At 51.9% G+C, this 24,841-nt stretch carries 21 protein-coding genes, 1 other RNA gene and 1 other annotated feature; of the genes, 12 read left to right on the plus strand and 10 right to left on the minus strand.

What is annotated here, in order from left to right:
* Positions 1-146: 146 nt before the first annotated feature.
* From ppx to EKM84_RS09845, 5 genes are all read right to left on the minus strand, one after another.
* A complete protein-coding gene (gene ppx / locus EKM84_RS09825) occupies positions 147-1,082 on the minus strand; it encodes an exopolyphosphatase (protein WP_125765593.1) in 936 nt (311 codons plus the stop codon).
* Positions 1,083-3,242, minus strand: a complete 2,160-nt coding sequence (locus tag EKM84_RS09830; protein WP_263853632.1) for an RNA degradosome polyphosphate kinase — start codon at positions 3,240-3,242, stop codon at positions 1,083-1,085.
* Between the two features lie 2 nt (positions 3,243-3,244).
* The gene (locus EKM84_RS09835; protein ID WP_164511370.1) at positions 3,245-4,774 is read right to left on the minus strand and encodes a Ppx/GppA phosphatase family protein; all 1,530 of its coding nucleotides are present in this window, start codon (positions 4,772-4,774) and stop codon (positions 3,245-3,247) included.
* Between the two features lie 768 nt (positions 4,775-5,542).
* A complete protein-coding gene (locus tag EKM84_RS09840) occupies positions 5,543-6,364 on the minus strand; it encodes a LicD family protein (RefSeq protein ID WP_125765596.1) in 822 nt (273 codons plus the stop codon).
* 416 nt (positions 6,365-6,780) lie between these two features.
* Positions 6,781-7,380, minus strand: a complete 600-nt coding sequence (locus EKM84_RS09845) for a DUF5067 domain-containing protein (RefSeq protein WP_125765597.1) — start codon at positions 7,378-7,380, stop codon at positions 6,781-6,783.
* A gap of 188 nt (positions 7,381-7,568) precedes the next feature.
* On the opposite strand from EKM84_RS09845, the gene EKM84_RS09850 reads away from it, so the two are divergent.
* The gene (locus EKM84_RS09850) at positions 7,569-8,012 is read left to right on the plus strand and encodes a MarR family winged helix-turn-helix transcriptional regulator (protein ID WP_125765598.1); all 444 of its coding nucleotides are present in this window, start codon (positions 7,569-7,571) and stop codon (positions 8,010-8,012) included.
* Between the two features lie 60 nt (positions 8,013-8,072).
* Positions 8,073-8,246 (plus strand): hypothetical protein, encoded by a 174-nt coding sequence (locus tag EKM84_RS14210; protein ID WP_164511371.1) that lies wholly within the window; start codon positions 8,073-8,075, stop codon positions 8,244-8,246.
* 63 nt (positions 8,247-8,309) lie between these two features.
* Here the strand turns inward: EKM84_RS14210 and EKM84_RS09855 are convergent, their stop codons facing one another.
* Positions 8,310-8,759, minus strand: a complete 450-nt coding sequence (locus EKM84_RS09855; RefSeq protein WP_125765599.1) for an OsmC family protein — start codon at positions 8,757-8,759, stop codon at positions 8,310-8,312.
* Positions 8,760-9,148: 389 nt separating this feature from the next.
* On the opposite strand from EKM84_RS09855, the gene EKM84_RS09860 reads away from it, so the two are divergent.
* Complete coding sequence (locus EKM84_RS09860; RefSeq protein WP_125765600.1) at positions 9,149-9,328, plus strand: hypothetical protein; 180 nt, start codon at positions 9,149-9,151, stop codon at positions 9,326-9,328.
* Between the two features lie 459 nt (positions 9,329-9,787).
* Here EKM84_RS09860 and EKM84_RS09865 read toward each other — a convergent pair whose 3' ends face one another.
* The gene (locus EKM84_RS09865; protein ID WP_125765601.1) at positions 9,788-10,159 is read right to left on the minus strand and encodes a DUF1304 domain-containing protein; all 372 of its coding nucleotides are present in this window, start codon (positions 10,157-10,159) and stop codon (positions 9,788-9,790) included.
* Between the two features lie 225 nt (positions 10,160-10,384).
* On the opposite strand from EKM84_RS09865, the gene EKM84_RS09870 reads away from it, so the two are divergent.
* The 6 genes from EKM84_RS09870 (at position 10,385) to EKM84_RS09895 (ending at position 18,798) form a co-directional block, all read left to right on the plus strand.
* Entirely contained in the window at positions 10,385-10,879 is a 495-nt protein-coding gene (locus EKM84_RS09870; RefSeq protein WP_125765602.1) for an alcohol dehydrogenase, read from the plus strand.
* A 941-nt stretch (positions 10,880-11,820) separates the two neighbouring features.
* Entirely contained in the window at positions 11,821-13,206 is a 1,386-nt protein-coding gene (locus EKM84_RS09875) for a class II fumarate hydratase (protein WP_125765603.1), read from the plus strand.
* Positions 13,207-13,365: 159 nt separating this feature from the next.
* A complete protein-coding gene (locus tag EKM84_RS09880; RefSeq protein WP_164511372.1) occupies positions 13,366-13,842 on the plus strand; it encodes an RNA polymerase sigma factor in 477 nt (158 codons plus the stop codon).
* A complete protein-coding gene (locus EKM84_RS09885) occupies positions 13,839-14,750 on the plus strand; it encodes a sigma factor regulator N-terminal domain-containing protein (protein WP_125765605.1) in 912 nt (303 codons plus the stop codon). Before EKM84_RS09880 ends, EKM84_RS09885 begins: the two co-directional genes overlap by 4 nt.
* 74 nt (positions 14,751-14,824) lie before the next feature.
* Positions 14,825-15,062 (plus strand) — a binding site (T-box leader).
* Positions 15,063-15,146: 84 nt separating this feature from the next.
* Positions 15,147-16,769, plus strand: coding sequence for a peptide ABC transporter substrate-binding protein (locus EKM84_RS09890; protein ID WP_125765606.1), 1,623 nt, complete (start codon positions 15,147-15,149; stop codon positions 16,767-16,769).
* Between the two features lie 661 nt (positions 16,770-17,430).
* On the plus strand, positions 17,431-18,798 hold the full coding sequence (locus tag EKM84_RS09895) for a M20/M25/M40 family metallo-hydrolase (RefSeq protein ID WP_125765607.1): 1,368 nt from the start codon (positions 17,431-17,433) through the stop codon (positions 18,796-18,798).
* 94 nt (positions 18,799-18,892) lie between these two features.
* Here the strand turns inward: EKM84_RS09895 and EKM84_RS09900 are convergent, their stop codons facing one another.
* Positions 18,893-19,468, minus strand: coding sequence for a C40 family peptidase (locus tag EKM84_RS09900; RefSeq protein WP_225418184.1), 576 nt, complete (start codon positions 19,466-19,468; stop codon positions 18,893-18,895).
* A gap of 358 nt (positions 19,469-19,826) precedes the next feature.
* Between EKM84_RS09900 and EKM84_RS09905 the strand changes: the two genes are divergently transcribed.
* From EKM84_RS09905 to EKM84_RS09915, 3 genes are all read left to right on the plus strand, one after another.
* Positions 19,827-20,579 (plus strand): HAD-IIB family hydrolase, encoded by a 753-nt coding sequence (locus tag EKM84_RS09905; protein ID WP_125765608.1) that lies wholly within the window; start codon positions 19,827-19,829, stop codon positions 20,577-20,579.
* Positions 20,580-20,960: 381 nt separating this feature from the next.
* Positions 20,961-22,352 (plus strand): asparagine--tRNA ligase, encoded by a 1,392-nt coding sequence (asnS, locus tag EKM84_RS09910; protein WP_125765609.1) that lies wholly within the window; start codon positions 20,961-20,963, stop codon positions 22,350-22,352.
* A 319-nt stretch (positions 22,353-22,671) separates the two neighbouring features.
* Positions 22,672-22,758, plus strand: coding sequence for a type I toxin-antitoxin system Fst family toxin (locus EKM84_RS09915; protein WP_125765626.1), 87 nt, complete (start codon positions 22,672-22,674; stop codon positions 22,756-22,758).
* Positions 22,759-23,191: 433 nt separating this feature from the next.
* Here EKM84_RS09915 and EKM84_RS09920 read toward each other — a convergent pair whose 3' ends face one another.
* Together EKM84_RS09920 and ssrA are read right to left on the minus strand one after the other, a co-directional pair.
* Positions 23,192-23,878, minus strand: a complete 687-nt coding sequence (locus EKM84_RS09920) for a hypothetical protein (RefSeq protein WP_125765610.1) — start codon at positions 23,876-23,878, stop codon at positions 23,192-23,194.
* A 187-nt stretch (positions 23,879-24,065) separates the two neighbouring features.
* Positions 24,066-24,436, minus strand: a transfer-messenger RNA (tmRNA) gene (ssrA, locus tag EKM84_RS09925).
* Positions 24,437-24,841 lie beyond the last annotated feature (405 nt).

Consider the following 24,841-nt stretch of genomic DNA (forward strand, 5'->3'; position numbering starts at 1 on the left):
AACATGTTAAGTAGCTGAACTAGTTTCAAGTAACCACCTCCTGGAGGAGTAAGTGGTAACTGAACACCTGAGCAATCCAAGCAGCACAAAAAATCCCAACCACTCAGAAAATTCTGAATGGTTGGGATTTTTAATTTCCAGTAAATTTACTTCACCGCAGCCTTGATCTGGTCGATGCGGTCGTACAGAATGCCGTCTCGCAGGCCGGCGTTGGAGAAGGTGATCAGCTGTGAATCCAGCAGTCGCATCAACAGGGCCACCGGAATCAGGCCACCGATGATGATGTCGGCGCGGTCCTTGGACAGGCCAGGTACCTTCTTACGGCCGGCCAGGTCGAGACCTAACAACTGGGTCAACGTATTGTAGACGTCGGTTGCCGTGAGCTTGTAGCCGTGGACGTCCTCGACGTTTAAGAAGTTCTTGTTCCGCCGATTGATCTTGGCCAGCGTCCGGTTGGCGCCGCCCAAGCCAATGACGGGCAGGTTTGCTGCCTCACGCAGCCACCAGACGTCGTTAAAGACGTTGTTGACGAAGGTCATGGCGGAGAATAAGGAGTCCGCCTGAACCTTGTCGCTTTCCAGGTAGGCCTGTGACAGGGTCACGGAGCCTAGCGGAATCGAGACGACGTGTTTCATTTGGCGATTTTCCACCAGAATCAGCTCGGAGGAGGCCCCCCCGGTATCGACGATCAAGCCGTTCACGATGGGCAGCGTGTGGACCACGCCGACGTAATCGTAGCGGGCCTCCGTCGCCCCTGAGATGACGTCGAAGTCGAGGTCAAATTGGTCCTTGACCTGCTTCAGAAATTGTTTCTGGTTGGCTGCCTGGCGCACGGCTGCCGTGGCGACGGCGGTGATTTGCGGGTCGACTAATTTATCATAGATGGCCTTAAATTCCGCTAACGCCGCGAGGGTCCGTTCAATGGCAGCGGGTTGGAGCAGCTGCTCTTCACCCATGTTTTCCGACAACCGGACGTAGCGCTTTTCTTCCGCCACGGTCTGGTGATTGCCGGCTTCGTCAATTTCACTAATGGTCATGCGCACTGAGTTGGAACCCAGGTCGATGACAACTAAGTTTTCCATTTAGTCAAGACTCCGATCAATAGGGGATTTTGGTTGGTTCTTAGGACTTAACATCGGTTTAAATTGGTGCGGCGCGTTGCTGTCCTGTGGGGCGTGCGTGGCGTTGGCCTTGATTTTCGCCGTTGCCCGGGCCATGAAGGTCTCCTGGGCATCCAGGGGTTCGAGGCCCCGGCGGTCGACGCGGGTGTAGGTCCGGTCGGCCGTGAGCACCCGGGTCTTCACGTTATCGTGCCACAGTGTGGAGAAGATGTCAAAGACCTTTTCACGCAGGTTGTCTTTCAAAATTGGGAAGAGTAACTCAACTCGCCGATTCAGGTTCCGGGTCATCAGGTCGGCACTGGACAGGTACAGCTGTGGGTCACCGGCGTTGGCAAACGCGTAGATTCGGCTGTGTTCCAGGAAGCGGCCGACGATGGAGTGAACCTCGATGTTTTCGCTGAGTTCAGGGATACCTACGTTTAGGCAGCAGATGCCCCGGACAATCAGCTTGATCTTAACACCGGCGTTGGACGCCTCGTAGAGCTTGGCAATCATGGCCGAGTCGGACAAGGAGTTCATCTTCATTTCGATCCAAGCGGGTTGGCCGCCCTTAGCGTTGGCAATTTCCTGATCAATCTTAGCCGTAATAAAATTGCGGATGCCATCGGGGGACATGTGGAGCTGGTGGAAGTAAGGTGGTTCGGAGTAGCCTGACAACATGTTAAAGATGTTGGAGGCGTCGATGCCCATGTCCGTGTTGGTGGTCATCAGCCCCAGGTCGGTGTAGAAGTGAGCGGTGACGTCGTTGTAGTTCCCGGTCCCCATGTGCATGTAGCGCCGGATGCCGTCGGGTTCCCGCCGAACAATCAGCGTCAGCTTACAATGGGTCTTCAGGCCAATCAGCCCGTAGATGACGTGACAGCCCATCTTTTCTAGCTGTTGCGCCCAGTGAACGTTGTTTTCTTCATCAAAACGGGCCTTAACTTCGACCAGAACCGTGACCTGTTTGCCGTTCTGTGCGGCGTTCCCCAGGTACTTGATGATTGGGGAGTTGGCGGAGACTCGGTACAGCGTCATCTTGATGGCCAGCACGCCGTCATCGCAGGCGGCTTGGCGAATCAGTTCGGTCACGGCAGCGAAATCATCGAAGGGGTGGTGAACCAAGACATCGTGCTGGCGAATAGTCTTGAAGACGTCATCGTCATGCTGCAGGCCAGGGGTCTGGGCGGCGGTGAACTTCGGATAACTTTCATCGTCGTGGCCACTGATCTGCTTGGTCAATTTCGACAGGAAAGTCAGGTCGATGGGCCCGCCAATTTCGTAGACCGCGTAGTCGGCAATCTTGATGGAGGTCGCCAGGCGACTCTGCAGCGATTGGCTGATGCCGGCCTCAACTTCCATGCGGACGGCGCCCCCGTGTTCCCGTTTCTTCAGTTGCTGTTCAACTTCCTTCAGGAGGTCGGACGTATCCTCCTCGGCGACGTCCAAGTCCATGTCCCGGATGACCCGGTAGTTGGCGGCTTCCTTAACTTGGTAGCCGATGAACAGGTTGCCGATGAAGGTCTTGATGATGTCCTCCAGCATGATGAAATCGTTGGCGGCACCCGGTAGACGCACGGTCCGTGGGAAAATCTCGGGGACCTGCACGGTGGCGAAGCGCTTATCCTTCTTGTCGCCGTCCTTGTACAGCCGCATCGCGATGTTTAACGTGTTGTTCCCAATGAACGGGAACGGCCGTGAGCTGTCCACCGCCATTGGCGTCAGGGCGGGTGAAATTTCATCGTTGAAGTATTTTTCAATGAAACGGGTCTGTGGTGGCGTCAACTCGTTGGGCGTCAAAATGTGAATATTTTTCGCAGCGAGGGCCGGCAACAGCATCCGATTCAAGGTAGAGTATTGCTTAACGACCTGGTCGTGGGCTTTGGCGTTGACCGCAAGTAATTGGTCCTCGGCCGTCATGCCAGAGGCATCGGGCTTAGGATAGTTGACCGCGGCCAGCTTCGAGAGCGAGGCGACCCGGACCATGAAGAACTCGTCCGCGTTGCTCTGGGTGATGCCCAGGAACCGCACGCGTTCGAGTAACGGATTGGCCTTGTCACGGGCTTCCTCCAGGACCCGGTCGTTAAAATCGAGCCAACTGAGTTCCCGGTTGGTGTAATATTTTGCTTTTGTATAATCCAGGGTCATTTGTGTAACCTCCTCTGTTTTAAGACTGGTTGTAGGCCGAAGACGTCGGTAAAGAAATCGGCCTTGTAGTTAAATGCCCAGCGAATCAGTGAGAGCTCGTCGTCGCTGAAGGCCGTGATGACGACCTTGTTGGTCCGCACGGAGACGGAAATGCGTTGAATCGTTTGCTGATGCGCGTCGTCGAGGGCGTCCGCAATCCGCAAGATGGCGGAGAGCTTGGCGACCACGACACGCTTGTCGCTGTCCAACTGGCGGAAATGAGCCAGGTCTTCGGCGGGCGTCCGGGTACTGTGATAACGGGAAACGGCGGCAATGATCTGTGTTTCCTCGGTCGACAATCCCAGAATTTCAGATTCCTTGAGCACGTAATCCGAGTGCAGATAGTGTTCGTGGGTGTCGATGAAGCCCCCAATGTCGTGAACGATGGCGGCCACCTCGAGTAACAGCCGGTCACGTGGGGTCAGGTGGTGCAGCGGCTTCAATTGGTCAAAGAGGTGCAAGGCAAAGCGTCGGACCAATTCCATGTGATTGGGTTCCACGCGATACCGGTCGGCCAGGTCGTTAGCGGCAGCCAAGATTTGGTCTTCGAAATGGTATTTATGATAGCCCGCCGTGATGGCTTGATTGGTGGTCAGGCCGTCTAAGACGTTCAGGTTGACCAGGTGGAGCTTCTCGGCGTGCACGACCGTCAGGAGTTTGCGAACCAGCAAGACCACGGGTAAGACGATTTCCACGTTTTCCTCGGTCAGGTGGAGCCGCTCCATTAAGTATTGGTTGGAGGCCCCAGCCACCTCATTACAGAATTTATTAAACGATTTGACGGACAGCGTGTAACTCACGTCGCCCTTGGGGATGAAGTAGGTGTTCAGTGGCGCTGCCCCAATCAGCATCACCTGGTTTTGCGTTGTTTGAAATTCTTCCGGCAAGAAGCGGTAGAAATCATCGACTTTACTATTGATGTAATCGTCCAGGACGTCGACTGGGTTGGGTGCGGTGGCCCGCAGCGTTTGCAGGACTTCCTTGATCCGGATAGGCCCCAGCTTCATGTTGTGTGACGCAATCAGGTCGTCGTGGGCAAAGAAGGACAGGGTGGTGCTCCCGGAGTTCATGCCGATGATGGCCGCGTGGTCCTTGACCAGGTGATGATAGCGGTCGTACTTCAGGGCGATTGCCTCGTTGCGGACGAAGGATTCCTCGCCCAGGGACAGCCATTCGATGTGCAGACCGGTCCGTACGTAGAGTTGATCGCGCATGAACTCGGCGTTGGGTGCCGACGAGAGGGCCTGTGAGCCCCACAGTTTATAGCGGGTCACGCCGTAGTCCTTTAAAATTTGGAGGAAACCGCGTAACGCTTCCACGGCGTCACCCACGGTTTCAAAACTAATTTCTTCATGGTTGTAAATATTTTCCCCAATGGCGACGGCCGATTTGACCCGTTCCGTCTGGGCGCCGGTTTTAAGGTTCACAATCGACAATTCAATACTGGACACGTTTACGAGCATAGCGCCAAAATAATCATCAGCCATAAAATTCATCTACTTTCTTCAATATTCTTGGTTTTGGGTTAAACAGGTTTGTGGCAGCGCCTCCGGGCTGGTGAAAATGGGCCGTGGCGCTGTGGGCGCACGTCCGAAGCCTGAGAAGCGGTCTTCGGACTTACTTTGAGCCGAAGTTCACGTCTCAAAGATAGCAGTTGCCTAAGCGGGGAACCCGCTAAGGCAACTCCCACGGCTGAGCCCATTTTCACCAGCCCTGCGGCTGACACAGGTTTAACCCCAATCGTGTGGTCCGTTCTGTGTCCTGGGCAGCGGAGTTATGTTGTGCCTGCTGGGAAACTGACAATTTGAGTCAGGTGCTGGAGCATGGTGACTCAGCGACACAGCCGGGCACCTTGGCACCCCTCTGGTCACTCCCACGACCGGCCCATTTTCCCAGCCCTGCGGCTGACACGGTTTAACCCCAATCGTACGGTTGTTCTGTGTTTTAGCAACGAGGCTAATGTACTTCTTGTTGTGGCTACCGTGAGTCCATGGATCAGATTTAACCTATTGTGAAACAAGGACTGCTTGGTCGGGCCAATAGACTCAGGCTGTAGGCCAGTGAACGGATGACCCCATTGATACATACGGGTAGGCTAACGCAACTTAGGTTTTACCACTTTAGTTATTGTCACAGATTGTGTTTATTATACTAAAATTGGTCTGGACCATGTTGCTGGGGGCAAAAATAATGTGAAAAACTTCGAGATTTGACTTGGTTTGTCAGAGGGCTAATCCAATTGGCAACGCTTTAATTTAATCGGTAAATAATTGATTATCCATGATGACTAGGTCGAGATGTTTTTCTGTTTGCTGGTTTTCCGGTGGCAATTGGTGATAGTCGCCGTATAGCCGTGTTAAAATCGTATCATATTGCGTCGGCGCCTGAACAGTTAACTGCTCAAATGGCACGGGGGTTAGGTCGGTTAGTTCCGCAACGCTGTAGATTTCCTTGTCATAAGCGTACTGGGACGCTAAATTTTTGACTTGAGGGAGCGTCTCGTCGCCTTGGTACTGGGTCATGACGGCTTCCCGCTGGGCCTTCAATTCGTTGACCGCGGTGACCTGCTCAGGCTTGAGCGGACTTTGAAGCTTGCGGAGGGGATTGTCCATCAAGTGGTAGCGCAACTGCAGGAGAATTCGCGTATTAAGTAGTTGAAACTTCCCGAGCTGTTCGCGCTGGGCGGCAATGTCCGTGGGAATTCGATCCAATGGGAAAATGTCGATGAAAATGCCCTTCCGCGCGTTGTTGACGTTACGTTTCTCTTCAATATAGGTGTTGCGGTCCAGTAGCTTGGCGTAACTCAGCGCGTAATTCTCATCGCTAGTGGGCGTCTGCAGAAAGTAATGGCTACCAGCAAGCAGGTCGGGCGCGGCGGCCAAGAACTGGTCATAGTCGGCACGGAGCAGGCCAACGTCCACGTCGTCGTCCCAGGGAATGAACCCCTGATGGCGAATCGCGCCGAGAAGTGAGCCCCCCATTAAAAAGTAGGGAAGGTCTAGTTGCTGGCACAGATGCGCAAACTGAGCAAGATTTCCCAGCTCAACTTGGTGAATGCGTTCGATTAAACTCGGCATAGGCAATTCCTTTCTGGCGCTGAAATAGATTCGGGTGATAAAGCTGAAAATGTTTGATAATTTTGGGCACGGTGATAGGTTGCTGTTGCGTTGATACTGATGGTCGTCTAGATTGCCAACACAATCTAGACTCTAAGCTAAACTAGTGGTAGCCGCAGGGCTGGTGAAAATGTGGCAAGCAGTGGTCGTTGTGAGTGACCAGAGGCGGGTCAAAATGCCCGGCTGTGTCGATGGTCTTAGCTGAGCGATTTTTCTCAGCTTAGCCCATGGGACAACCTTTGAGACCGCTTTGTGGCTCAAAGGTGAGGTGTAAGCCCGCTTCTCAGGCTGGAACCGGCCCCACAGCAGGGCGTTTTGAACCCGCTGCCGGGAATGGACAGCAACCACCGCGGTCCGGCCTCATTTTCACCGAAACCCTAGTTCACCGGGTAAGTGCTGGTGTGGACGGTCTGGCCGTGTGTATCCGCGAACGTCACCGTGATGGTCTGACTGCCCTTAGGCTCAAACATCGCCAGCCCACTAACCGACTGTCCAGCCTTAACCGGCATCACGGTGCGGTTCAATTTGTTATTGTCGCTGGTTTGACTGGTGGTGAAGGCCAGGTTGCCGGTGCCCAACTTATGGCCATTTTGCGTGGCACTCACGGCGGCTTGCCAGAGGTCACTTGGGATAATTGATGTGTTCTGGTGGTTCGTTACGGTATAATAAATGACAAATAGGTTGCGGTTGGCCGTGGCACTGGCCGTAATCTTAGATCCGGTCAGCTTGAACGCCACGTTTTTAATGGTAAAGGTCTGATTGCTAAACGTGGCCGTCTTGGCAACACTAGCGGTGCTGGAACTGGCGCTAGCCGATGACTTGGCATGGCTGGACTGCGCTGACGATGACTGACTCGACCGACTGCTGGCGGGTTCCTGTTGACTGGATGGTGTTTTGGCCGCAGACTTGTTACCGGCGCCGCATCCCGCCAGCAATAAGACACTCCCCAACACGGCGATTAATTTGACGTGTGACATGGAAACTTCCCCCTTGAAAGTGAAAAATTAAGACTGTGGTGGCTCGCCACTGAAAACGGGGAGCCGCTACCCTCATTTTAGCATAGGACGGGGCGGACAACCGCCTAATTGGGTAGGAAAAAGCTGGTATTTGCCGGGCGTAAATGCTAAGATAAAAATCGTATTTTGAGAAATGTAGGTGGGTAATCATGGCTGAGCAAGAAGAGCCTTTGTTAGACGCATTTATCGACGTCTACATGAATTCGCTGAAGTATTTAGATGAGTTTGTTTCCGAACCAGCTAAGGCGTTTCATTTGTCATTTGAACAGTATTTGATCCTGCGAGAAATCACGCGCAACGAGAACGTCACGTTGATGGACATTGCCAGCAAGCGGCAGGTCACGCGCAGCGCCATTTCTCGTCAGATCAAGGTCCTGTTAAAGCAGGGCTACTTGCAACAGCAGCCGGATGAAAATGACCGGCGGCGGCTGTATCTCTTGGCGACGCCAGCTGGCACTAAAGCTGAACAGGCAATCCGGCAACGTATCAACCACCGTTTCCAGGGGTGGGTCGACGTTTACGGTGATGAGCGGGCTCACGAAATCTTGAACTTTATTCGAGATTTCAGTCAGGTTACTCGCATGAAAAAGTAAGTGAACGTCTTGGACGTTTGACCACCGGAGAATTTGCGATGGAGAAGGAGAATGGAGCCAATGAGCAAAAAGCGCATGAGTACTGAGGAAGAGAAGCGCTGGCGCAAGATTGTCTTCATGGATGATGACCACGATGCCAAGCGGTCGCCACGCCAATCACGGTCGTATGTGTACGGGGAACCCGTGAAACGATCATGGTGGGACCGGCTGACCCGGCATCTGGGCCGGCGCTAATTAAAAATGGACCACCCGCTCCCGACAGAGTTGTCAGGGCGAGTGGTCCATTTTTTTGACGGATTAATCCACAACCGCCTCAACGGGTGAGAATTCTTTTACCAGTTCGACGTGGACGTTGTCGCTGCCACTCATGAGTTTGGCGACGGGGCAACGGCGTTCGGCGAGATCCACCATGGCTTCAGCCGTGGCCTGATCGACACCGGGAATCCGAACCTGTGCGGTCACGTAAAATTGGAGCCCACGCGTGTCACGCGCCATTTCCACAATTGTATGGATTTGGGAGGTGTGGGGAATCCCTTTGCGTTTCTCGATGGCTTCCAGCGTGGCGTTCAGACAGGTGCTCAGGGCGAGCCCGACAAATTGTTCGGGGTTCGCACCCGGTTGGTCGGAGAGCGGATCAGTGGTTAAAACGTCCAATCCGCCTGGCACGTAGGAGTGGCTCTCCAGCCCATCGTCGTTGTTGGCAACGGTCCGGTAACGGGGTGGAAATTTTTTACGGTCAATGGCCAAAAGGAATTACCTTCTTTCGTCTAGTCTACCCCTAGATTACGCCGATTAAGACGAAAAAACAACGGAAACGCTACGTAAGTGTAAGGGCTTTCCTAACGGCTAAACCAATGACGGTTAAGCCATTAAACAATTACGGCAAGTCAAGGTGGGACAAGCGTTCAACCGTTTGCACACCACGACCATACCAATTATAGATTAAATGGTCTGAAATGCGGATTATCACGAAAGTAAACATTAGGCAAAAGCCCGCTAACCCGGGGGAATGACGTAAACGGTTTTATGTAAAAGTTTTGTAATAATTGCGTAACGGGGGTAGACCACACCGGATTTTATGTTTATAATGTAGTCATTAAGTAGCAGACACTGGCGAACAGTTTGGGGGGAGCCAAATGTTAAACGAACAGCTATTAGATGAACGCAAGAAGTTCCAGATGATTACCTGGCGCGCGAAACAACACGGCGCCGAGGTGGTTGAGAAGAAAATGATGCAACAGTTTGCGGCAACCGTGGCGGAACAAAAAGCCATTGTTGCGGCGGCCCAACGGCGTGAGACGTCCGCGGTTAGTTAGGTAACTGGGGCTACCGAAGCCCTTTTGACTAGTTACGCGGTGATTCGTGGTACGCTGTGACGAATTAGGGGGCTAGAAGATGAAACGTCCAATGATGTATTATGTTTATTACCTGAGTGGATGGTTGTTCATCGGCATCATGGCAGACGTGATTTACCACATGATTATGTTGTGGATCGCGGCTAGCCACATGTAAGTTCGCACAATAAATGCTAAGAAGACCAAGTCCGAGATGACGGGCTTGGTCTTTTTTTGAAATTTTAGGTAATAAAAAAGCTAGTTACGTCGGACGCAACCAGCAGAATAGAAGTATGTGTACGGCTTCAATGGTGTTAATAATGGCTAAATGTCAATTAACTCCTCCAACGATTGAAGTCCCGTGGCAGGCTCTCACCTGAATATGTATCTTTATTATAACGTTGCCACGGGGGTCTGTAAACCTCAAATTTAAAGATTCACTTAAAGGAATTGTGTTAGTAAAACGAGAAACGTCACTAATGCCGGCATTCCTTGGAACCAAAAAATCGACTTTTTAACGGTGAGACTCCCATAAATAGCAACTATCACAATGTAGACCAGTAACAGCGCCGTCGTGATCAGCCGGGGTTGGCCAGTGAGCACCCACTGACTCACGAGGAGGACAACTGCCAACATGCCATTGTAGATACCCATGTTACCGAGGGCGGCTTTGGCGGGGGCCTGGTTGACGAAGCTCAGGGGCATGTCGAATAGCTTGGCTTGTTGTTCAGGTTTACCAAAGATTTCCAGGCCCATAATCACGAGGTGTTCAATGGCGACAAAATAAATTAAGAATGTTAAAATTATAATCATTATAATTGCCTTCTTCTATCTGAGTTAGTATAGTGGAAATTGGATAACGGATAACGGTGTGGGTAATCATTCATTCAGATCAAAAATATTTGCCACTTTAAGCTAATTTTTAGTTTGGCGTGTAGAATAGTTAAGTGAGGATAAATTTACCAGGACCACCTGGGTCATTCACGGGGAGAATGGCGTCACACCAAGACTTTTGAAATTATGAATGGAGGAATTCCCATGAGACTCCTAGACTTAAGTGGACAACAATTCGGCAGACTGACGGTTATCCGTCGTGACGGCACGGCTAAGAATGGTAACGCGACGTGGCTGTGTAAATGTAACTGTGGCAACCTGGTCACAGTTGATAGTTACCGGTTGCGGCACGGGATTACGGTGAGCTGTGGGTGTTACCGGCGAGATGTTAGTAAAGACCGGCTCACCAAGGATCCCCGGACCCGCAAACAAATTGGTAACGCCATGAACCTGCCATTAGTGAATGGTAGCAACGTTGCGGCACTGACAAAGATTAGCTCCCGGAACATTTCCGGCGTTATCGGCGTCAGCTTCGACAAGCGTTCTGGCAAATGGGCTGCACGTCTATTCTACCATGGCCGTTACATTTTAAACCAGACTTTTACCGACTTTTATGATGCTGTTGATGCCCGGAAACAGGCTGAGAAACAGTTGGCTAAAAACGACGAATTGAAGTTAAAGACCTCCGCTGAAGGTTAAATCAGCACGCTTAACCAGCAAAGAAATAGAAGCCAAAATGAGTCGTTTCCGATCAGTCGGGAGCGACTTTTTTGGTGCATCAAGGCTGGTGACGAGGCGCCTAGTCGCGGAGCTGGTCGTTCCCGGCGGCGGGTTCAAAACGCCCGGCTATGGGGTCGGTTCCAGACGAAAGGCGGTCTTCCACCTCACCTTTGAGCCTGGGGAGCGGTCTCAAAGGTTGCCCCGTGGACTAGGCTAGCAAAGAACGCCAGCCAAGACCACCGACACAGCCGGGCATTTTGACCCACCTCTGGTCACTGACACTTTCCGGCCCGCGCGTCATCACCAGCCCTGATGGTTTTTGTTCTGTATTTGTTTTCGTTCCCGACGGTAAGCTCAAGGGGCCCTGCTGTGGGGGTCGGTTCCAGACGAAGGGCGGTCTTTCACCTCAACTTTGAGCCAAGAAGCGGTCTCAAAGGTTGCCCCGTGGACTAGGTCGGGAAGGGACTCCGACCTAGTCCACCGACACAGCTGGTCGCCTTGGCTCACCTCTGGTCACTCCCACAACTGGCTCATCTTCACCAGCCCTGTAAGTTGAAATTGGTTTGGTTCTGTGCGCGTTTAAAGTAGTGGTGAGCTCTAAGATTTCTGATCGTTTTGTGATAAGCCGCTTGGTTTCTGTATTTCCTAATTTCTGTGAGGCAGAGTGGATAGAAACTTTTTTGATCTACGACCAGATTGTCTGTGGAAATATGCGGTGAACTTGAGAAAAACATGGTAAGCTTGATGCAATTAAGAATAGTGAGTGGCATCGAGTAGCGTTAAGGACGAAATAACCACAGTGAAAAAATTGTTGAGTCGGTGAATGGGCCCCATAGCAGGCAACCTTGAACGCGCCGGCGGGAACGACGGCAGCTGTGCACATTCACCAGAGAGAGACTTTTTTGGGAGGAAATTAAACAATGACCTATCGAGAAGAAGCAGATACGTTGGGCACCGTCAAAGTGCCCGCCGACGCCTTGTGGGGCGCACAAACGGAACGAAGCCGGCACAATTTCACGACCGGACCCTTGATGCCCCTGGTGTTGATTCGGGCGTTGATTCAGCTGAAGCGGGCCGCTGCGGTGGCTAACCGTGATTTGGGCGAAGTCCGCGAGGCTAAGGCTAACCTGATTATTCAGGCAGCGGACCAACTGTTGGCGTTGCCCGATGACCAGCTGCAACGGGATTTTCCGCTTCACGTCTACCAAACGGGGTCGGGCACACAGACCAACATGAACGTTAACGAAGTGCTGGCGCATCAGACGGCCAAGCTCGACCCGACCAGCGGGGTGCTGGCCAACGATGACGTCAATCACAGTCAGAGCTCCAATGATACCTTTCCAACGGCCATGGCGATTACCGCACGGATGGCCTTACAGCCGGTATTGGCGGCGACACAACACTTGATTGCCGAGCTGACGGCTAAACAAACGGCGTACTGGCAGATTGTTAAGATTGGCCGGACCCATTTACAGGATGCCACGCCGCTCACCTTTGGCCAGGAAATCAGTGGCTGGGTCAGCATGCTCCAACACGACGTCGACTACCTTGAATCGCTCCAGGATACCCTCTTGGAACTCCCAATCGGGGGCACGGCCGTGGGTACCGGACTGAACGCGGCGCCTGGATTTGATGTGGCCGTTGCCGCCCAACTCAGCCAAGCCTACGGGCAACCCTTTACGGCTAAGACCAACAAGTTCTTTGGGCTGGCCGCGCATTCTGGGTTGACCGTGGTGCACGGCGCGTTGAGGACGTTGGCTGGGGACCTGTTGAAGATTGCCAACGACGTCCGTTTTCTGGCGAGTGGCCCGCGGGCCGGCTATGGCGAGCTGAACATTCCCGCTAACGAACCGGGGTCATCCATCATGCCGGGCAAGGTGAACCCGACGCAGGCGGAGGCGCTGACCATGGCGGCAACGCGGGTGATGGGCAACGACGTCACGATTAGTGTGGCCGCTTCCCAGGGGAATTTTGAAATGAACGTGTACAAGCCGGTCATCATTGCCGCCTTTTTGGAATCGACGGATCTCCTGACGGGGACGATGCAGAGCTTTGCGGATAAGCTGATTCACGGACTGACGGTCAATCAGACACGCATGACCGAACTGGTCGACCGCTCACTGATGACGGTGACGGCACTGTCGCCCCACATCGGCTACCACGCCAGTGCGGCGATTGCCCAAGCGGCGGAACAACACGGCTGGACGCTACGTGAGGCGGCGTTAAAGTCAGGTGACGTGACCGCCGAACAGTTTGAGCAGTGGGTCGATCCGTTGGCCATGACGAACGTGAACCGACCAGAATAGAAAATGTTGAGGGGGTCGTCCAGGCGGGCGGCCTTTTTTGTGCCAACGTTTTAGTTATCCCCAACTTTCGGTATAATGCGGCTAGAGAAACTTTTTTCAGAAAAAACGTTACCTTTGGGCGAGTCGTTCGTTATCTCAGTGAGAGGGGGAGGCAGCAGGATGCAGCTACAGGCGTATCAAAAATTAGTCACGCAACTGGCAGTCGAGCTGCAGCGCTACCTGATCAGCCGCGGGGCACAACGGGAGACGGCGGCGGACATCGTGCAAGACGTGTTTGTGAAGGTCTTGGAAATGGAGCTGGTCTTGCCACCGGACAAGCTGCGGCCATACCTGTACCGGGTGGCCTGGTCCACCTACCTGGATCAGTATCGGCGTGACCAGCGTTATGGAGATTTGGTCGAGAAATACTTACGCCCGGAAATGGTGACCCGGCAACCACCCGTTGAAGATTCCTTGGGACCGGCGCTGGCAAAGCTGTCGGCCAAGGAACGCCGCTTGTTACTGTTGCGGTACGATCAGGAGCTATCGATGGCCGCCATTGCCCAGGAGTTACGGATTCGCCCGGCAGCCGTAAAGATGCGCCTGCAACGCGTTTATCGCAAGTTGGAAAGAATATTGAGGAGTGAGGAAGCATGAATGAGGAGCAACAATTTCAAAAACTAGCGCGCCGGGTCAAGTGGCGTCGTTGGAGCATCACAATCGGCTTGATTCTGGTGATCATGGTCGGTGGGGGACTGGCCTTTGTCCAAATGACCAGGGTCAAGGCTAAGCGGGCGTCCGATGAGATCAATCGGTCGTTTGACGTGATCAACGCGGTGCTGTCTCCCAACATTCAAATCAGTGATCAATTTTTGGAGAATAGCGATTTCTTTGGGGGCACCGTGGTCAGTCACCGCTATAAGGATATTGACGGGGCCCGCGAGAATTGGTCCGCCAATCGGGGGCCGTATACCTGGTTGCTGGGCCGTGGGGGCGGCTTTTCGAATGCCACGGACATCAGCGACACGGCGGCCTATGACCGCATTACCCAACACAAAATTCCGCTCTTCTACAACGTTAATCGGCAGAAGTCCGAGGTTCAGCGCGCCCACGAGGTCCGGCAGGTCGTGCGACAGAAACATTACCTGGCTGAGGTCGCTCTGACCTTTGACCACCGACTGACCCTGAAACAAATTAACGCCAAGTTGCCGGCCGGCGTTCACGCCAACTGGTACTGGGCCGGCGTTTCTGGCAAGGCCGACGCCACCATCATGGACAATAATTTTGTTGGCTTCCAGGGAGCTAGCCAGGCCAAATTCACCGCGGAAAACTACCGGTGGTTCCGTCACGAGGCCCTGTCCACTGCGAGTGGGATGACGTATAACAATTTTGACGTGCTCGCCTACGCCAACCACTTTGCCAAACGCTATCCCAAGCTGGATCAGGCCAAATTTGCCGGCGTGATCGTGACCGGGAAGAGTGCCGCGTTTAAACCCTTGACGCAAGCCAAGTGGGTCGCAACCAGCTCTGTCGGCTATTTTCAACCGGATACGGGCATAAAATGAAAATTAGATTAAAAACTCCTTGACATATTTCTCATCAAAGTCTAATCTTATCTTCAAGCTAGATTGCAGGTAAATAATTAGCGTTGATGAAGACGATTAGATTGGTGCGGCACTGACCAGCGACTCCCGTTTGGTGTGAGGGGAGACAGGCCCCCGGTCGAAAATCACTTCGGAGTGAAGTGGTGAAGAAATTTTTTCTAGTAACCGCGTTGGTGGCACCCATTATCGTGCGAGCGGATTGTCCCGGGCAGTCCGTTAAGTGACGACTTAAGGTCGTAAATGAGGTGGTACCGCGCGTTGAGCGCCCTTAGCAGAAGTAAAATTCTGTTGAGGGTGCTCTTTTTTTACCACGGCAGCTAAAGGCTTACCAGAATATGAAAAGTTTGGAGGGATTCGATGGATAAGAGATTTGGATTAGGATTGTTGGGATTAATGGTGGTTGGTACCTTAGCCGGTTGTGGGTCAAGCAAGTCGGCGACCAACCAGAACAAGGCGTTGAACGTGACCATGCCAGCCGAGCTACAAACGGCTGACCCCAATAAGGCCACGGATGCGTACTCATTTTACATGATGAAACAGACCACTGAAGGTTTATATCGTCAGGACAATAACGGTAAGGTGGTCGCAGCGATTGCCACCAAAGTTGTGAAGCCCACGAACAATGGGAAGACCTATACGTTTACGCTGCGCCACGATGCCAAATGGAGCAACGGCGACCAAGTCACGGCCCAGGATTTCGTCGAGTCTTTCCGCCGGCAGGTCGATCCAACGACTAAGGCGCAATACGCCAACCGGTTTGCCACGTTTGTGAATTACGATGCCGTTCAGAAGGGCACGAAACAACCGTCCGCGTTAGGCGTTAAGGCGTTGGGCAAATACAAATTACAAGTGAACCTGACCCGCCAGAACCCGTCCTTCAATTACGAAGCGGCGACCGAATACCTGCCCGTCAACCGGACCCTGGTTAAAAAGTACGGCGCCAAGTACGGGACCAACTCCAATCGCGTTGTGGCCAATGGGCCGTACGTGCTGAAAAAGTGGAACGGGACCAAGGACAATTGGGTCTACGTGAAGAACAACAAGTACTACGATGCCAAGAGCGTCAAGATCAAGAAGGTCAACGTGCAAGTGGTCAAGACCGACTCGACGGCTGAAAAGTTATTCGCCGCCGGCAAGGTTCAAGAAACCAAGATTTCCGGCACCACGGTCACCGGGACGGCCAACAACGCCAAACTGAAGAAGCAGATGCGTAAGACGTTAACGACGGCCGTGTCCATCCAATACTTCAACACCAAAACGCAGTTGGGTGGCAATCAAAACTTCCGGACCGCGGCTAGCCTGGCCATCAACCGGAAAGAATTAACCACTAAGGTCAACCAGGATGGGTCCGTGCCATTGAAGAACATGGTGGCCCAAGGGGTTGCCAAGGACCCGAACAACGGCAAGGACTTCGCCGTCAGCACCGGGAACTACACGCCACACAACGATGCCAAGGCCAAGCAACTCTGGAACAAGGCCAAGCAGGAATTGGGCGGGGGTAAATTTAACATCACGCTTCTGACCAATGATTCCGACGGTTCCAAGAACGTGGCCGAATACATCCAAAGTCAATGGCAAAAGGATATGCCGGGACTGACCGTCACGATTTCCTCGATGCCACTGACGCAACAGATCAACAAGATGTTCAAGGGCAACTTTGACGTTTCCACGTTCGGCTGGACCGGGGATGAACCAGACCCAACCACCGACCTCGACCTGTTCATGAAGGGCAACTCCATCAACTTCTCGAACTACGTGGATAAGAAATACAACCAATTGATGCTGGCCGCCCAAACGGAAACCAACGCCAAGAAGCGGTTTGCGCTTTTGAAGGAAGCCAGTCAACGGCTGTCTAAGCTGGGCGTGTTCAACCCACTGTACCAGCAAGCTCAAGTCAACCTGGTCAGCGACAAGGTCGGGGGCGTGAAGTACAGCACCTTCAGTACCGCCGCCCAATACCGTTACGCTTACTGGAAATAACGGGTTTGATTGATGGCACTGGTCGTTCCCGACGGTGGGGTCAAGGCTGCCCTGCTGTGGGGAACGCTTCCAGCCTGAGGGGCGGTCTTCCAGCTCGACTTTGAGCCTGAAAACCGGTCTCAAAGGTCGTCCCGTCATCTAAGCTGAGTGAGAAACCTCAGCTAAGATGACCGACACAGCAGGGCAACCTTGACCCACCTCTGGTCACTGGTAGTGGTGGGGGATTGCCAGTTGCGTAGGATGCTGATCTGATTTCGTACTGCAATTATGGATGGGTATCGCAGAATCAATGTAGTAAGTAAAAAACGACTAGATTAATGGATTCGCTAGTTGTGGGTTAAACCAGTGTTAGCCGCAGGGATGGTGAAAATGGGCAGCGAAGTCTGTGTTAGTGACCAGAGGCGGGGCAAAATGGCCAGCTGTGTCGGTGGTCTTGGTTGGGCGAACTTTTCCCAACCTAGTCCACGGGACAGGCTTTGAGACCGGTCTTTGGCTCAAAGTTGAGGTGGAAGCCTGTTTCTCAGGCTGGAACCGACCCCATAGCAGGGCGTTTTGACCCCGCCGGCGGGAACGACCAGAACCGCGCCACGGCCCATTTTCACCATCCCGGAGGCGCCAAAACAATCAGTTTAAACCAAGAAAATATCGAAGGAGTGGTTTCATGGCAGATACAGCAGCAGAAACGTTACAGAGCGCCGTCAATCAGGCCCTAGCCGAGGATCGGCAACGACTGGCAGACTACTTACATTTGGAAACGGTCTCCGCGCAGAAACGGGGAATCCCCGAAACGGTGGTGTTCTTGGAACAGGCCTTTCAGAAGTTAGGCGCCAACGTGGAAGTTTGGCGGGATGTGGCTGGGAGCAATCCCTTTGTGTTCGCGACATTTGCCGCTGGACCGACCGGCAATGCGAACAAGACGCTGTTGTTCTACAACCATTATGACGTGCAACCACCGGAACCCTTAGATGAATGGCACACGGAACCCTTTACCCTCACAGAGATTGATGGGAAGTACGTTGCCCGGGGCGTTTCCGATGACAAGGGCGAGCTGATGGCCCGGTTATCGGCGGTCAAGGCCCTCCAGAACAGCGGCGGCTTACCTTGTAACTTGAAGTTTATCGTCGAGGGTGAAGAAGAAGTTGGTAGTGGACACATTGAACCAATGGTGCGGCAACACGCAGCGGACTTAGCGGCTGACGTGGTGGTGTGGGAGACCGGCGGCAAGGATGCGGACGAGAATTTCAACGTCACCTGTGGCGTGAAGGGCATCATGAGCTTCGAGGTCAGCGTCCAAACGGCCGATAACGATTTGCATTCATCGCTAGCGGCTTACGCGGACAACGCAGCTTGGCGGTTGACCCGCGCCTTAGCGTCGTTGCGGGGTCCGAACAACGAGGTGTTGGTGGACGGCTTTTACGATGACGTGCGCGCCTTGACGCCCGTGGAGCAACAGGCAACGGATCAATTAGCCTTCAATGAAGCAACGACTCGCCAGAACTTTGGGTTGAAGCGGCCGTTGGTTACGCGTGAACCGACGACGGCGCTGGTCAACGCAACGACCATGACCATCAACGGCCTGACCAGTGGGTACGAGGGGGATGGCGTCAAGACCGTCCTACCTAAGTTTGCCCAAGCCAAGCTGGATTGTCGGTTGGTACCGAACCAGGAGCCACATAAGATTGCCCAATTGATTCAGGCGCAGCTGGACCGCAATGGTTTCGACGACGTCCATGTGACCTACTTATTAGGTGAAAAACCCTTCCGGTCAGACTTGACCGACCCGTTCGTGCAAACGGCATTGACCACGGCCAAGGCGGTTTACGGGGACCACGTGAAATTGGTGCCCAATGCGGCTGGAACCGGGCCACAGGCACCATTTGATGAGACCCTGCACACGCCTATCGTGGCCTTCGGGTCCACCTGGGCGGGGTCAGGCCCGCATGCGCCAAACGAAAACGTGCGGGTTGCCGATTATCAGCAGGACGTGGCCTACACGGCGCAACTGTTGCAGGCATTTGGCCGGGCTTAAATAGGAAATAGATTAACTAAAAACGCCAAAATGGTTCGAGACAATTACTGTCCCGGGCCATTTTGGCGTTTAGTTGGTTGTACCGAACGTGTTGTTAAGGAATCACGTAGAAGCTAGGTTGGAAGTAAGTTTGGCTGAAGACGCCGATACCGTCCGTTGGGTTTTGGGCGGCAACGTAAGAGCCATTACCCAGCGATAGGCCGTCGTGGTACGGTTGACTGTCGGAACCCCAGAATAGAATGGCACCAGCGGGCGCGTTGGCCACGTCGTAGTGGTGGGCACCCAGCGTGGCCTGCTGCGTGGTCGTCCGAGCGCTTAACCCGAGGGCGTATTGGACCAAGCCGGAGCAGTCGAAACCGGCCGGTGTATTGCCACCGTAAACGTATGGTGTGCCACTGTTGGCGATGGCTAGCGCGGTGCTCAAGCCATTGCCACCGGCGACGTTGCTGGTTGTGGTGGCCGTGGCCGCTGAAGAGTTGGCCGTCGTGTGGGCATAGGTAGTCGAGGAGGTGGCTGGTCGGCCAGTCGTCGTGGCGACCTGACTAGTCTGAGTAGCCGGTTGTGCCTGGGCCGTCATGTGGGCCGAGGCCGTGGTCGTGCCGATAAAGAACAGGGCGCTGGCACCAAGCGTACTGAGTAAGAGACGCGTTCGAATAGTGATAAGTGTCACTCCAATGGTTAAGTATTTGTCGGGGGCTTCTATAGATAAACGGTGAAAGCCTTAACGACACTTTCGAGTATACCGATGAAAGGTTGCGGGGGTGTCTCATGACGTTTACAGATTAAGACAGTTCAGTAACGGCGGATGTCAGTCGTTGAGAATTTTTCACGCAGATAAGTGGTGATCCGGTGAGTGACTAAGCGTGTGAATCACTAGAAAATTGAAATAATTTGCCGCTGAAAATGGCGAATATCCAAGATAAATTGGCCGTAAACTCGCTTAAGGGGTGGTGACGAATGTGATGGGCAGGGTCCACTATCCATGGTAGGATTGAGCTTATCAACTTAATATTTTGGGGGTAGTGGGCATGAAGACCTTTGTATTTGACGTGGACGGCACCTTGAGTTTTGATGGGCAAACGATTGCGGCGGAAATTTTAGCCAGCATTCAGGCGTTGGTGGAACGGGGCCACCGGATAATTTTTGCTTCAGCACGGCCCATTCGGGACTTAATGCCGATTATTCCTGGGTTTAAGCATGCCCAACTGATTGGTGCCAACGGGGCCCTCGTGGCTCAGGACGGCCGTGTCGAAGTCGTTGCGCCCATTCAGACGGCAGACTTTCATCGGCTTCGTGGGGTCATTGCGCAGGCCAATCTGGATTACGTGGTCGATGGCCGCTGGGACTACGCCGCACGGGTCACACCAACACATCCCCTTGCCCAACGAATCGATCCGGCGCACTTGGCGCAACGGGTCACTTTAGCAGAAATTACCACGGCCGTGAAAGTCGTGCTCCTGGGGTTGCCGCCACGGCAGGCCACCGACCTGCACCGTACGTTGGCCGCCCGGAAAGGCTTGGCAGTCGTCAGTTATACCGGGGAGGGCAACCTAGACATTACGGCCCAAAATATTAACAAGGCCACAGCCCTGCAACACTTGGGCGTGACCGACTACATTGCATTTGGTAATGATCAAAATGATTTGGAAATGTTGGCCGGCGCGCGGACCAGCGTCTGGGTTAACAGCAAAGCTCAGCTGGCGCACCTGGGCCAACGGGCATCCGTCACCTGTCAGCCGACCAGTCAGGCGGTGGCAACCCAGATTGCCCGTTTGACCTAGATTTCACGCGCGTTTTTAAGCTGCGCCGAGAAATTTCAGTTGTAACTCGGCGCAACTTGTGCTAATCTGACAACAGTTGCATAAGCTTAAAGACAATAAAAACGGCCAACGCCCAGCCTGCTACGACGGTTAGCGAACTAAGGATAGTGAGAGCTTAGTCACTCGTCAGGTGGGGATAACCCCGTTTTCGTTGCCGGCTGAAATTTCGAGAGTAGGCCGCGCCGTGATCCGCCACGTTATCAAGCGGAGCGTATGATAGTACGTTTATTAAAGTTGGTTTTGATTACTAAAACAATTTGGGTGGTACCGCGGAAAGATCTTTCGTCCCTTGATTATGGGGATGTTGGGTCTTTTTTTAGTGCTCAGAGAAGGAGAATACAAATGACAGAAGCGTTAGTCAGAGATTTATTCGGCGAAACACACTTTGCCGAAAGTGAAGAAGTTGTCTTACACGGTTGGGTGAAGACGGTGCGGGGGTCTAAGCGGGTTGGCTTTATCGAACTCGGCGATGGCTCAACCATCAAGAATGCCCAAATCGTGATGAAGAGTGACATTGAAAACTATGCAGAACTGACGAAGTTACCACTGAGCTCAACGATCAAGGTCGTGGGGACGGTCGTTTACACGCCAGACGCTAAGCAACCCTTAGAAGTTCACGCCAAGTCCATCACGTTGGAAGGGACTTCCGACAACGATTACCCGCTGCAAAAGAAGAAGCATTCCTATGAATTCTTGCGGACCATGGCCCACTTGCGGCCACGGACCAACACGTTCTACGCGGTCTTCCGGATTCGGTCATTGGCAGCCTTTGCCATTCACCAATACCTGCAGGGCCACGGTTTCACCTACGTGAACACGCCAATCATCACCAGTAGTGACAGCGAAGGGGCCGGGGAAATGTTCCGGGTCACCACGCTGGACATGAACAACCTGCCTAAGACAGAAGATGGCAAGGTCGATGACCACGAAGACTTCTTCAAGAAGGAAACCAACTTGACGGTCAGTGGCCAACTGCCCGTTGAAGCTTTTGCCTTAGCTTTACGTGACGTTTACACGTTCGGCCCAACTTTCCGGGCAGAAAACTCACATACGGCCCGGCACGCGTCAGAATTCTGGATGATCGAACCAGAAATGGCCTTTGCCGACCTGCAAGACGTCATCAACGAGTCCGAAGGGTTATTGAAGTACGTGGTCAACTACCTGTTAGACAACGCCAAGGATGAGTTAGACTTCTTGAACGGCGCCGTTGACGAGGGCTTGTTGGACCGGTTACACCAAACGACCAACGAAAAATTTGCCCAAGTCACTTATACGCAAGCTATTGAAGAGTTGGAAAAGGCACCCGTTAAGTTTGATGTTCCCGTCTACTGGGGCCTCGACTTACAAGCCGAACACGAACGCTACCTGTGTGAACAGGTTTACAAGCGCCCAACCTTCTTGACAGATTACCCACGTGAAATCAAGGCCTTCTACATGCGCGATAACGACGACGGTAAGACCGTTGCTGCCGCTGACTTATTGGTTCCTCGTATTGGTGAATTGATCGGTGGGAGTCAACGTGAGGAACGTCACGCTGAAATGGCCAAGAAGATCAAGGACAACAACTTGCCACAAGAAGAATACCAATGGTACCTTGATTTGCGGAAGTATGGCGAAACGCCACATTCCGGTTACGGTATCGGGTTCGAACGGTTACTGATGTACGTGACGGGGATGGAAAACATCCGCGACGTGATCCCTTACCCACGGACCCCAGGTAACGCTGACTTCTAATTTTTTTGAAATTTAGGGAAAATGAAAAGGGCTGTCAGCCGCTAGAAATAGCGGTTGGCAGCCCTTTGTCGTCCAGAAAAAGTGTAAAAGAAAACCCGTTAGCCGCGCAGCTAGCGAGTTATTTATCAGTGGCAAAGTGGCGTACAGACTCAAAGAGTGCAAGGTTGATTCCAAAAACAGATATTTTAATTTTTAGATATTGATGTGTTTTCTGATGTTAGTAGCACTTTCGACGCAATGCATTGCAATCCTAGTCGCCATACCTGATAATAGAGAAGTTGCCTAACCCACACTAGCAACAGTGGGGAGGTGAACTCTCATGTTTCAAAATCTTTTTGCGCCACTTGTTGTTGGCATCCTAGTCGCCTTATTTGCGGACTGGTTAGACCGTAGACGGCATAGGTAGTTTTAGGTAACTTCTAACCCACCCGTTTAGTTTTACATAAACGTATAAAAAAGGCTCTGACTACTCCAATAGTCAGGGCCTTTGGTGAACTCAATGTTCCAAAATCTTTTTGTACTTAGAGTATAACATATAATATACGTATTCGGGGAATAAGCTGCTTGTTCGAAAAGCATACTCAAAAACACAGTGGTTTTATAGAATCATATTATGTATGATTTTACAAGCTGGTTACCCAGAAAGCCTACTATACCCACGGACGCCAGGTAACGCTGAATTCTAATTTTTTAAATTTTAGCGATATTGAAAAGGGCCGTCAGCCGTTAAAAATGGCAGTTGGCAACCCTTTCGGCGTCCAATTTAAAGGTTAATTGTCAATTGAAAATATGATGACTTAGCGTCAGGAAACCGATAGCTGATGTAATGAAGTCGTCAATTAGTGATCAGTCATAAACTTAAATGCTTTATTTAAGTTTTCAGAATCTTGTAGATTGTTGAACGTTATTCTATGAGCATCACCATTGTCATCATAATACTTCATAAAGAAAGCACTATTAGAGTTTATCTTAGCGTTTTTAAGAACGACGGCATACCTTTTCTTACCCAGTTTTTTCTCCAGTGTTGCTAGGTCAATACTTGGTATATCATTTTGCTGTTCCAATGAGAATTGCCGAATTTGATGGTGTACGCCTTTATAAGTAGAATCTGTTTTTCGATAAAAGTAAATCGGGAAATCCTTATACGGATCGAAGGACTTGGCGTTTATTCGTTTTTCCACTGTAGTAGCACTTATGGCGTAAGGCGTTTCATGGTAGTTTTTATAATTTGGTGTTTGGGTGAATTGAAAAATACATCCTAACAGAACGACTATCAAGAATCCGAAGCCACTCCACGTTTTGAAGTCTAAATCTTTAGAACGAAGATAAAACCAGACCAAATCACTTAAAATTAAAGCGCCTGCTAAAATCCATAAACGCAAAATATAGTTTTTCAATGACGCGTCGGGCAAATCTACCCATACATTCGATAGTTGATAATAATCAGTTATCTTAATATATAATAAACCACCGGCAATTATACTAAGGATAATCGTCGCAATGTTTAGTCTGCGTTGCATCTTCATATGACATTCCCCTGACAATAATGGATTTTTTACGATTTTCACCGCCCTACATGATGATTCTCGTGTGCTGGTTACCAGAAAGAGTCCCGTTGGCGACCATATCTTGATGATTAATACATTTTGGACAAAATAAAAATGCCGTATTACCGGCATTTTAAAGGGGTTATAACAATCCGTTTCTGGTGCTTTATGGAGCCGGCGGGGATCGAACCCGCGTCCTAGCATATTGCCAACTTAACGTCTACACGCATAGGCAGACTACTTAAAGTTTCACTGAATAACTTGCCGCCTGTCAGGGCCCACATACTCAGCTAACCTGATTCATCTCTTCTAACGTACTTCAGGTGGGAGCCGTTAGCGTAAGCCCGTTAAATTTAGGACCCAGATCTAGACCGCGGGCAAGCCTAGGAGGATCTACGTTAAGCGCCTATTAAGCAGCTAAAGCGTAAGAATTGTTATTATTTTTTGCAGTTATAATAAACTGGACCTTTTAACGTAGATGCCGCTACGACGCGCAGTCAAGCTTCAACCTATACCAGTCGAATCCAGAACGGCCCCATTTCGATACTGATACAGTGTACCATATCTGAGCCCGTCTGCAAAATATTTGACTTGAATCGGCCGTAAACGACATAAATTTTTGGTAGGGGACTGAGTCGGCTGGTGCTGTGGAACGCTGGTCAATCCGTCTAACTTGTTTTAAGCTAAAAGATGTATGCTGAATTGGAGACCGGACGCAATTTTGAAAAACGGCCGCCCCATGTGGTACCCAGGACTTGAATTGAACGGTATAATGTGAGGGTGAGTCCGATTTCAGTGCTCACCGGGAATGACACTGGCCCCAATCCGGAGACGGTGTCAGTAGTTCCCAGCCAGAAATTAGTTTATACTGACAGCAGTGACCAGCACAACTATTTTAAGCGATTCAAGTGTTAGGGGCGTTATCAGCCAGGATGACCCTTA

This window comes from Levilactobacillus mulengensis (assembly GCF_003946045.1).
In the GTDB taxonomy this organism is placed as follows: Bacteria; Bacillota; Bacilli; order Lactobacillales; family Lactobacillaceae; genus Levilactobacillus; species Levilactobacillus mulengensis.